Source organism: Luteibacter sp. P4_D7_3 (assembly GCF_056401735.1).
On sequence record NZ_JBFUIT010000150.1, the window covers coordinates 1 to 9,162 of the forward strand.

The 9,162-nt window shown below is 65.7% G+C and carries 8 protein-coding genes; 1 reads left to right on the forward strand and 7 read right to left on the reverse strand.

Annotated features, from left to right (window positions below):
- The 7 genes from AC1DSN_RS13510 to AC1DSN_RS13540 form a co-directional block, all read right to left on the reverse strand.
- Nucleotides 1–753, reverse strand: a 753-nt coding sequence (locus AC1DSN_RS13510; RefSeq protein WP_477331124.1) for a septal ring lytic transglycosylase RlpA family protein, incomplete at its 3' end; no start/stop codon positions are given.
- Nucleotides 754–968: 215 nt separating this feature from the next.
- A complete protein-coding gene (gene mltB / locus AC1DSN_RS13515; RefSeq protein ID WP_477296997.1) occupies nt 969–1,934 on the reverse strand; it encodes a lytic murein transglycosylase B in 966 nt (321 codons plus the stop codon).
- 128 nt (nt 1,935–2,062) lie between these two features.
- On the reverse strand, nt 2,063–3,178 hold the full coding sequence (gene rodA, locus AC1DSN_RS13520) for a rod shape-determining protein RodA (RefSeq protein ID WP_213949422.1): 1,116 nt from the start codon (nt 3,176–3,178) through the stop codon (nt 2,063–2,065).
- 2 nt (nt 3,179–3,180) lie between these two features.
- Nucleotides 3,181–5,202: a penicillin-binding protein 2 gene (gene mrdA, locus AC1DSN_RS13525; protein ID WP_477331119.1), complete on the reverse strand. Its 2,022-nt coding sequence runs from the start codon at nt 5,200–5,202 to the stop codon at nt 3,181–3,183.
- Nucleotides 5,199–5,690: a rod shape-determining protein MreD gene (gene mreD / locus AC1DSN_RS13530; RefSeq protein WP_477331121.1), complete on the reverse strand. Its 492-nt coding sequence runs from the start codon at nt 5,688–5,690 to the stop codon at nt 5,199–5,201. Before mreD ends, mrdA begins: the two co-directional genes overlap by 4 nt.
- The gene (mreC, locus tag AC1DSN_RS13535; RefSeq protein ID WP_213949420.1) at nt 5,687–6,715 is read right to left on the reverse strand and encodes a rod shape-determining protein MreC; all 1,029 of its coding nucleotides are present in this window, start codon (nt 6,713–6,715) and stop codon (nt 5,687–5,689) included. The genes mreD and mreC overlap by 4 nt, the downstream gene beginning before the upstream one ends.
- Before the next feature lie 41 nt (nt 6,716–6,756).
- Complete coding sequence (locus tag AC1DSN_RS13540) at nt 6,757–7,803, reverse strand: rod shape-determining protein (RefSeq protein WP_036139600.1); 1,047 nt, start codon at nt 7,801–7,803, stop codon at nt 6,757–6,759.
- Between the two features lie 272 nt (nt 7,804–8,075).
- Between AC1DSN_RS13540 and AC1DSN_RS13545 the strand changes: the two genes are divergently transcribed.
- Entirely contained in the window at nt 8,076–9,011 is a 936-nt protein-coding gene (locus AC1DSN_RS13545; RefSeq protein WP_063572170.1) for a carbohydrate kinase family protein, read from the forward strand.
- Nucleotides 9,012–9,162 lie beyond the last annotated feature (151 nt).

Below are 9,162 nucleotides of genomic sequence, written 5' to 3' on the forward strand. Positions count from 1 at the left end.
AGCCCCAACGAAGCGAGACGACGACGACGGCGACGAGGTCGCCATCTCCGGCGTCGGCGCCGTGCGCGCAGCCGGCGGCGCAGCGGCAAAGGCCGGGCGCGGCGGCGGCACCGGCGCGGTCACGGGCGCCGGCTTGGGTGCGGTGTTCACGTACGGCGCACCGCGATCGCTGTTCGCTTCACTGGGATCGATGGCGCGCACTTCGACCAGGCCCGTGCCTTTCGGCCAGACGCCCAGCTTCACCGCCGCCGCGAAGGACAGGTCGATGATGCGGTTTTCGTGGAAGGGACCGCGGTCGTTGATGCGGACGATGACGCTCTTGCCGTTCTCGAGATTGGTGACACGCGCATAGCTCGGCAGCGGCAGCGTCTTATGCGCGGCTGAGAACTGATACATGTCGTATTCCTCGAGGCTCGAGGTCTTGTAGCCGTGGAACTTGTTGCCGTAGAACGAGGCGATGCCGCGCTCGACGTACCCGCGCGGCGTGGGCAGCACGTTGTAGGTCTGGCCGAGAACGGAATACGGCGACTTGTTGCCGTAGAGCGCGCGCGGCTCCACCTTCGGCACGGGCTCCGGAAGCTTGCTGACATCCGGTATCTCGGTGGGCACGCTGTCCGAGCTGGAGCGATAGCGCGAGCCCTGCGATTTGCTGATGTCGTCGTGACCGCCCCGCGAGGAGGAGGACGACGAGCCACCGCTGCTGCGTGCCGACGGGCGGGTATTCTTCGAACCGCCGCAGGCGGCGAGAAGCATGGCTACGAGGCAGATGAAGGTGAGGCGTGTCGCCAGCACCCTTCGCCGCTGAAGCGGCTCCCACAGGGTGCTCACCACAGCCTGCAAACTGCCGGCTGTATGTGGGAGCCGGCTATAAGCCTGCAAACTGCCGGCTGTATGTGGGAGCCGGCTATGCCGGCGATCCCTGCGAAGCACGGAGATCACATCAGCGACACCCCCCCCGCCAGCGCCGCTCATCGCGCCGCAGACCCATGCGTCCGTTCCCGAATCGCCTGCGCCAGCTGATTCACCGCCATCGCATACATCGGACTACGGTTGTACGTGGTGATCACATAGAAATTCTGGAAGACGAACCAGTACTCCGGACCCGATGGCCCCTCCAGACGAACCAGCTGCGCGTCGCGCCCCGGATTCAAATGCTGCAATGGCGCGAAACCCTCGGCGACAAAGGTTTCCACCGGCGCCACGGGACGCCAGTCCTTCGGCACGGCGGGGTCGACCACGCGCGCATCCGGCTGGGCGCGCACGGCGAGCGGGCCGCCGGTTTCCCAGCCGTGCTGGGAGAAATAGTTGGCCACGCTGGCGAAGATGTCGCCCATCGAGCCCTTCATGTCGATCTTGCCGTCGCCGTCGTAATCCACGCCCCAGTCACGGATGGACGAGGGCATGAACTGGCCCCAGCCCTGCGCACCGGCATACGAGCCCGTGAGCGTGTCCAGCGGACCGGCAAGATGGTTCGGCGGCAGTTCCAGCAGGGTTTTCAGCTGCTCGCGGAAGAACGGCGCACGCTTGGGGTAATAGAACGCCAGCGTGGCCAGCGCGTCGAGCACTTTGTACTTGCCGGTGTTCTTGCCGTAGAAGGTTTCCACGCCGACGATGGCCACGATGTATTCCGGCGGCACGCCGTACTTCTTGCCGATCGCATCGAGCAGGGCGCGATGCGTCTGGTAGAAGTCGGCGCCGGCCTGGATCCGCTGCTCGGTAAGGAAAATAGGCCGGTAATCGCGCCAGGGCTTGCCTTCCGCCGGGCGGTTCATCGCGTCGATGATGGACTGCTGCATCTTCGCGCCGTCGAGGATCGCGTTCAGCGATGCCTTGCTCTTACCCGTGTCTTTCGCGACTTCGCTCACCAGTTGCGCCTGGCCCGGATGGGTCTCGGCGAACACCGCGGGGGCGAACAGCAGGGGGAAGAGGATCATCGCGCCGGCGAGGCGCGGGAATAAACGTGCGAGGCGTGCGCGGTGCGCGGCGAGAACTTCATCCATGCGCCGAAGCGTAGCACGCAGGAAAGGCGCGTCCGGGGCGCGCTTCGGGAAGCGTTCAGGCATCAATCGTGGAGCTTGCGATTGGCATGGATCGACATCAAGACGCCGAAGCCGACCAGCAGCGACACCGCGGACGTACCGCCGTAACTGATCAGCGGCATCGGCACGCCCACCACCGGCAGGATGCCCGCGACCATGCCGCCGTTCACCGCCACGTAAACGAAGAAGCTCATGCCGATGGCACCGGCGAGCAGACGCGAGTAGGTGTCGCGCGCATTCATCGCGATCCACAGGCAACGGCCGATGATGAAGGCGTAGAGCAGCATGATGGTGATGACGCCGATCAGCCCGAATTCTTCCGAGAACACGGCGAAGATGAAGTCGGTGGTGTGCTCGGGGAGGAATTCCAGGCGTGACTGCGTGCCGTGCTGCCACCCCTTGCCGAAGATGCCGCCCGAACCCACGGCGATCTTCGACTGGATGATGTGCCAGCCGTTGCCCAGGGGATCCGATTCGGGATCGAGCAGCGTGCGCACGCGGTTGCGCTGGTACTCGTGGAGGAACTGCCAGGCCACGGGAATGGCCGCGCCCGCGCCACCGACGAGCAGGCCGATGCGCCACCAGGCCATGCCGGACAGGAACAGCGCGAAGGCGCCGGCCGCCGCCACCAGCAAGGCGGTGCCCAGGTCGGGCTGTTCGGCGATCAGCGCCGCCGGCACGGCGATCATGAGGCCGACCACGATGATGTCCTTCCAGCCCGGCGGCAGCTGCCGCGGATGCAGGTACCACGCCACCATCATCGGCATGGTCAGCTTGAGCAACTCGGACGGCTGGAAGCGCATGAACCCGAGATCCAGCCAGCGATACGCGCCGCGCCCTTCACCCAGCGCCGCCACCACCACCAGCAGCGCCGTACTGCCCATGTAGAGCCAGGGCGTCCACGAGCGCAGCACGGGCGGCGGAATACGCGAGATCACCACCAGCAACACCGCGCCGAGAACGAAGCGCGCCGCCTGCCCGCCGACCAGCGACAGGTTGGCGTTGCCGGCGCTGTAAAGCGTGGCGAGGCCGGCGCAGGCGAGCAGGAACAAGGCCAGCAGCAGCGGCAGATCGAGACGCGGCCGCGTGAGCAGGCGCAGGCCGAAGCGTTTGAGACGAACGGAGAGGTTGGCGAACATGTTTACTGGTCCTCCCCATTGTCGTCCGGCGGCAGATCAGTGCTGGACGGTGCCGCAGGTTGCGCGCCCTGGACGGAGCTTGCGCTTGCAGGTGCGGGCTCAGCGGATGTGTCGGAAAGGGCAATCGGACCCGGCGGCAAGGCCGTAGGGCGCACCCCACCCTCGTCGACGACCCACTGGTCGAGGATCTTGCGGGCAATCGGACCGGAATCCGCCGCACCCCACGCACCCGCCTCGAGCACCACGGTCACGGCGATCCTGGGAGCCTCCGCCGGCGTGTACGCGATGAAGAGCGCACGGTGGCGCGTCGCCAGGTAGGCGGTGTTCTTGTTGGTGTCGTAGGCGTCGGATTTGCGCGAGAAGCGCTCGGCCGTGCCGCTCTTGCCAGCGATGACAAAGGGAAAACCCAGCCCCAGCTTTGCCTTGTTGCCGGTGCCGCCGGCCGAGTTGATCACCGCGACCATGCCCTCGTTCACGGTGTCCCAATCCGCTGCCCTGCGGATCACCGACGGGCCGGTAGGCGGGAACGGTTGTGGCACCCGCGCGCTGTCGACACCGTCCTGCGTATCCATCAGCAAATGCGGTGCGTAAGGCACGCCGTGTCCCGCGAAGGTGGCGAGGGCGTGGGCCAACTGGATCGGCGTTACCGCCCAGTAGCCCTGGCCGATGCCGGAAATGATCGTCTCGCCCGGATACCAGCCCGCCTTGCTACGCTTGGCTTTCCACTCGCGCGAAGGAAGCACCCCTTCCGATTCGCCGGTGAGGTCGATGCCGGTCTTCTTGCCGAAACCGAGGCCGCCCATCCACTGCGCAAGGCGGTCGATGCCCATGTCGAGTGCGAGCCGGTAGAAATAGGTGTTGGTGGACATCTGGATCGCGCGAACCATGTTCACCGTGCCGTCGCCGCCGCGCTTGTCGTCGCGGTAGCAGCGGCTCTGCCCCGGAATACAGAACTCGCCGGTGGAAAGCACGGTATCCGACGGACGGCGAACGCCCATGGTGAGGCCACCCAGTGCGAGGAACGGCTTCACCGTCGAGCCCGGCTGGTAGATGCCGCGCAGTGCGCGGTTCACCAGAGGCGTGTCCGTTGCCGTCATCAGCGCCTTGTAGTCGACCGAACTGATGCCGTTGACGAACAGGTTGGGGTCGAAGTCGGGCACGCTGGCGAAAGCCAGCACCTGTCCGTTGCGCGGATCGATGGCGATGGCCGCGCCGGCACGGCCCGCCATCGCGTCCAGTGCTGCCTTCTGCAGGCGCACGTCGATGCTCAGGTAGATGTTCTTGCCCGGCGTCGGCGGCGTGGTATCGAGTACGGCCTGGGTGCGTCCGTCCGCGTTCACTTCGACCAGTTCGTAGCCCGGCTCGCCGTGCAGCAGTTTTTCGTATGACTTCTCGATGCCGATGCGACCGATGTGCGTGGTGCCCTTGTAGCTGGCCTCCTCGTCATCGTCCATCTTGTCCAGATCGTCGGCATCGATGCGGCTCACGTAGCCGATGACATGCGCCAGAGAGGGTCCCAGCGGGTAGCGCCGGGTGAGATACGGCACGACATCGACACCAGGGAATCGCCAGCGATTCACGGCGAAGCGACCGATCTCGTCCTCGGTGAGCTTGAGCTTGAGCGGAATGCCTTCGAAGCGACGGCCCAGCTTCACCTGCTTCTTGAACGTGACGATGTCGTCGTCGCTGATCGGCACCACCGCGCTGAGCTTCTGCAGCATGTCGTCCATGTTGGCGACCTGCTCGGGCGTCACTTCGAGGCGGAAAGCGGGCACGTTGTCGGCGAGCAACACGCCGTTGCGATCGTAGATGAGACCGCGCGCGGGCGGGATCGAACGCGGTTTTACGCGGTTCTGCTCCGAACGCGTCACGAACTCGTCGTGATGGAATACCTGCAGGTAGACATAGCGGCTGCACACTGCGATGAGGCCGAGCAGGAGCAGGAAAAATCCCGCCAGGGCGCGCCGTCGGAACAGCGCTACCTCGCCGCGGACCTCCTTGATCGAGGCGCGACGCCGGCTCATGTGTCGTGGATGCGCAGACGCGCGCGCAGGTCGTCGAGGATCAGGAAGACGAACGGCCACAGCACCGCGCCCACCAGCGGCGAGATCCAGTATTCCGGCGGCGGCAGCGGATCGCCGGCGAACACCCGGATGAGCAGCAGGAGCACGCGGTCGTTCAGTAGCAGGCCGAGCACGGCCAGCGACTGCTGCCACATCGGAAAGAAGCGCAGGCGCGAGCGGAAGCGCAGCGCGATGAAGACCATGGCCGTAAGGCGCAGCGCCTGTTCACCGAGTAGCACGCCGTCGAACAGATCGGCGCCCACGCCCAGGCAGAACGCCAGGCCGAGCGTGACGCGATCGCCCGACTGCAGGCACCAGTACAGCAGGATCAGCGCCGGCCAGTACGGCTTGAACGGCGTGAGCGGTCCCGGCAGCGGAATCAGCATCAGGAACAGCGACAGCAACAGCGTTGCGACGAACCACAGCTGGCGGACACGAAGCTTGTTCATGGCGTCGTCCCCGCTGGCGATGTTTCCGTCGACGAGGCCGCGCGGGCGGGCACCGGCGTCGTGGTCGGCGAGGTCACCTTCGGCAGGGTCGGGGTCACCGGTGCGGTCGGCGGCGCATTCGGATCCGGCGCCATGCCAGCCGGCGGCCCTGCATTGGGTGCGAGGGGCGGCGGACCGTCCTGTTCGGCGAGATCGTGGAGCAGGAGCACATCCTCACTGCGATCGAGGTCGGCGGCGGGCCGGGCCTGAGCGGACAGGAAGGTTCCCGAGGCCGTCTGCGCGACGTCGCGGATCTCGCCAACCGGGAAGCCCGGCGGGAAGCGCCCGCCCAGGCCCGAGGTGACCAGCTTGTCGCCGGACTGCACGTCGGCGGAGACGGGAATATTGGGCAGCACCAGCATGTCGCCGCCGCGCGACCCATAGGCCACGGTGCGCAGGCCGGTGCGCTCGATCGTCACGGGAATGGCGTGGTTCGGGTCGGTGATCAGCATGGCCACGGACGTGGTCGGCATCACTTCGACGATCTGGCCCATCACGCCGCGTGCGTCGATCACCACCTGGCCGGCCTGCACCTTGTCGCGCGCGCCGACGTTGAGCACGATCCGGTGACGGAAAGTGCCCAGGTCCACGCCGATGAGGCGCGCGAGCTGCACGTTGAGCGAGAGGCTGTGCTGGGTGTCCAGCAGTTCCTTGAGACGCTGGTTCTGCTCGGCCACCGACGCCATGCGATTGAGCTTGGCGTTGGCCAGCAGCAGATCTTCGCGCAGGCGCTGGTTCGTTTCGGTGAGGCGCTGGCGATCGGCGAACGCCACCGTCGCCGCCTGGAAACCCTGCGACGGCAGGCCGGCGATCCGGTAGATCGGTTCGACCACGATGGACAGCCCGTAACGGACGTTACCGAGCCAGCCGCCGCGGTGATCGAGCACCATGAGCACACAGGCGAGCGCGAGATAGACGATCAGGCGCAGGGTCCCCGCCACACCGGGCGCGAACAGCGGCGACTGATCGTCGCGATTGAGGGCCATGGCTCAGCGCGTTCCGGCCAGCGCGCCGTCGCGCGCGGCCATCATTCGAACGCGAAGAAGTCGCTGCCGTGCTGGTCGATCATCTCCAGCGCCTTGCCGCCACCACGGGCGACGCAGGTGAGCGGGTCATCGGCCACCTGCACGTGCAGGCCGGTTTCCTCGGAGATGAGACGATCCAGATCGCGCAGCAACGCGCCGCCACCGGTAAGTACGATGCCGCGCTCGGCCACGTCGGAGCAGAGCTCCGGCGGGGTCTGCTCCAGCGCAGCCTTGACCGCTGCCACGATGCCCGACAGCGGCTCGTGGAGGGCTTCCAGGACTTCGTTGGAGTTGATCGTGAACATGCGCGGCACGCCCTCGGCAAGGTTACGGCCGGAGATTTCCATCTCACGGACTTCGCTCTGCGGGAAGGCGCAGCCGACCTCGAGCTTGATCCGCTCGGCGGTGGATTCGCCGATCAGCGTGCCGTGGTTGCGGCGCACGTAGTTGATGATGGCTTCGTCGAAGCGATCGCCACCGACGCGGACCGACTGCGAGTACACGATGCCGTTCAGCGAGATGACCGCGACTTCGGAGGTACCACCGCCGATATCCAGGACCATCGAGCCGCGGGCCTCATGCACCGGAATACCGGCGCCGATGGCCGCTGCCATGGGCTCCTCGATCAGGAAGACGTCGCGGGCACCTGCGCCCTCGGCCGATTCCTTGATCGCGCGGCGCTCCACCTGGGTGGAGCCGCAAGGCACGCAGACCAGCACGCGCGGGCTCGGACGGAGCATGCGCGAACGGTGCACCTGCTTGATGAAGTGCTGCAGCATCGCTTCGGTCATCGTGAAGTCGGCGATGACGCCGTCCTTCATCGGGCGGACCGTGGCGATATTGCCGGGGGTGCGACCAAGCATGCGTTTGGCGTCACCACCGACGGCGGCAACGGTACGCGGGCCGCCCGGTCCACGATCCTGGCGGATCGCGACGACCGACGGTTCATTGAGGACGATTCCCTGGCCGCGCACATAAATGAGCGTGTTGGCCGTACCGAGATCGATGGAAATGTCGTTCGAAAAGAGACCGCGGAACTTCTTAAACATGATGCGGCGGACGCCAGTAGCAAGAAAAAGTAAGCGTGCGAGTCTAGATTGGCCTACTCCCCCACGCAAGGGCAGAGAAGTTAAGAAAGCCTTGTAAGTCCGGATGATGCGAGAGGATTCTCGCCCGACCCCGTAAATCTGTACGACTTTGGGAGTCGCCTCGGCGCCCGATTTTGGGTACGATCCGTCGGTTTGCCGAACCCGTCGCGTTCGGCCCTCGCTGCGGCCGGGTCACGGCCGCGCCATTTATTCTTTTCAGGGTCACCTAACGCATGACTGCCGTTATCTGCGGATCGCTCGCCTACGACACCATCATGGTGTTCCAGGACCAGTTCAAGAACCACATCATTCCGGACCAGGTCCATATCCTGAATGTGTCGTTCCTGGTGCCGGCCATGCGTCGCGAGTTCGGCGGCTGCGCCGGCAACATCGCGTACAACCTCAAGCTGCTCGGCGGCGCACCGATGCCGGTGGCGACGGTGGGCCAGGACTTCGCGCCGTATCGCGCGCACCTGGAGAAGTTCGGCATCCGCCTCGACGGCGTGCGCCAGTTCGACGACCAGTTCACGCCGCAGTGCTTCATCACCACGGACCTGGACAACAACCAGATCACGGCCTTCCATCCCGGTGCCATGTCCAGCGCTCACGAGAACCACGTGCGCGACATCCCGGACTACTCGTTCGGCATCGTCGCACCGGACGGTCGCGAAGCGATGCTGCAGCACGTGAACGAGTTCGCCGCGCGCGGCGTTCCCTTCATTTTCGATCCGGGCCAGGCGATGCCGCTGTTCAACGGCGACGAGTTCCGCGCGATGATCGAGAAGTCCACGTACGTCATCGTCAACGACTACGAATCGCAGCTGCTCCAGCAGCGCACGGGCTGGAGCGCGGACGACATCGCGTCGAAGGTCACCGCGTACATCATCACGCAGGGCCCGCGCGGTTCGCTCATCCATGTCGGTGGCGAGATCATCACGGTGCCGCCGGCACGCGAGCGCAAGGTCGTCGACCCGACCGGTTGCGGCGATGCTTATCGCGCCGGCCTCATCTTCGGCATCATGAAGAACTACGACTGGAAGACCATCGGCAACATGGCCTCGCTCATGGGCGCGCTGAAGGTCGAACACCCCGGCACGCAGAACCAGTACTTCACGTACGACCAGTTCGCCGCGGAGTTTAACGAACAGTTCGGCTACGCGCTGCCCTGAAGTGCCTTAAAAAAAGGGGCGGCGCATCACTGCGCCGCCCCTTTTTTTTGCGTCAGCCCGCTCTATGTAGGAGCCGATTCATCGGCGATAACCAGATGGCGACAACCTGGCCCGCTGCCGCGGGATCGCCGATGAATCGGCTCCTACAACG

Coding starts and splice junctions, on each gene's coding strand:
- mreD (WP_477331121.1), bottom strand. CDS start 5,690: ATGAACAAGCTTCGTGTCCGCCAGCTGTGGTTCGTCGCAACGCTGTTG.
- mrdA (WP_477331119.1), bottom strand. CDS start 5,202: ATGAGCCGGCGTCGCGCCTCGATCAAGGAGGTCCGCGGCGAGGTAGCG.
- AC1DSN_RS13540 (WP_036139600.1), bottom strand. CDS start 7,803: ATGTTTAAGAAGTTCCGCGGTCTCTTTTCGAACGACATTTCCATCGAT.
- mreC (WP_213949420.1), bottom strand. CDS start 6,715: ATGGCCCTCAATCGCGACGATCAGTCGCCGCTGTTCGCGCCCGGTGTG.
- AC1DSN_RS13545 (WP_063572170.1), top strand. CDS start 8,076: ATGACTGCCGTTATCTGCGGATCGCTCGCCTACGACACCATCATGGTG.
- rodA (WP_213949422.1), bottom strand. CDS start 3,178: ATGTTCGCCAACCTCTCCGTTCGTCTCAAACGCTTCGGCCTGCGCCTG.
- mltB (WP_477296997.1), bottom strand. CDS start 1,934: ATGATCCTCTTCCCCCTGCTGTTCGCCCCCGCGGTGTTCGCCGAGACC.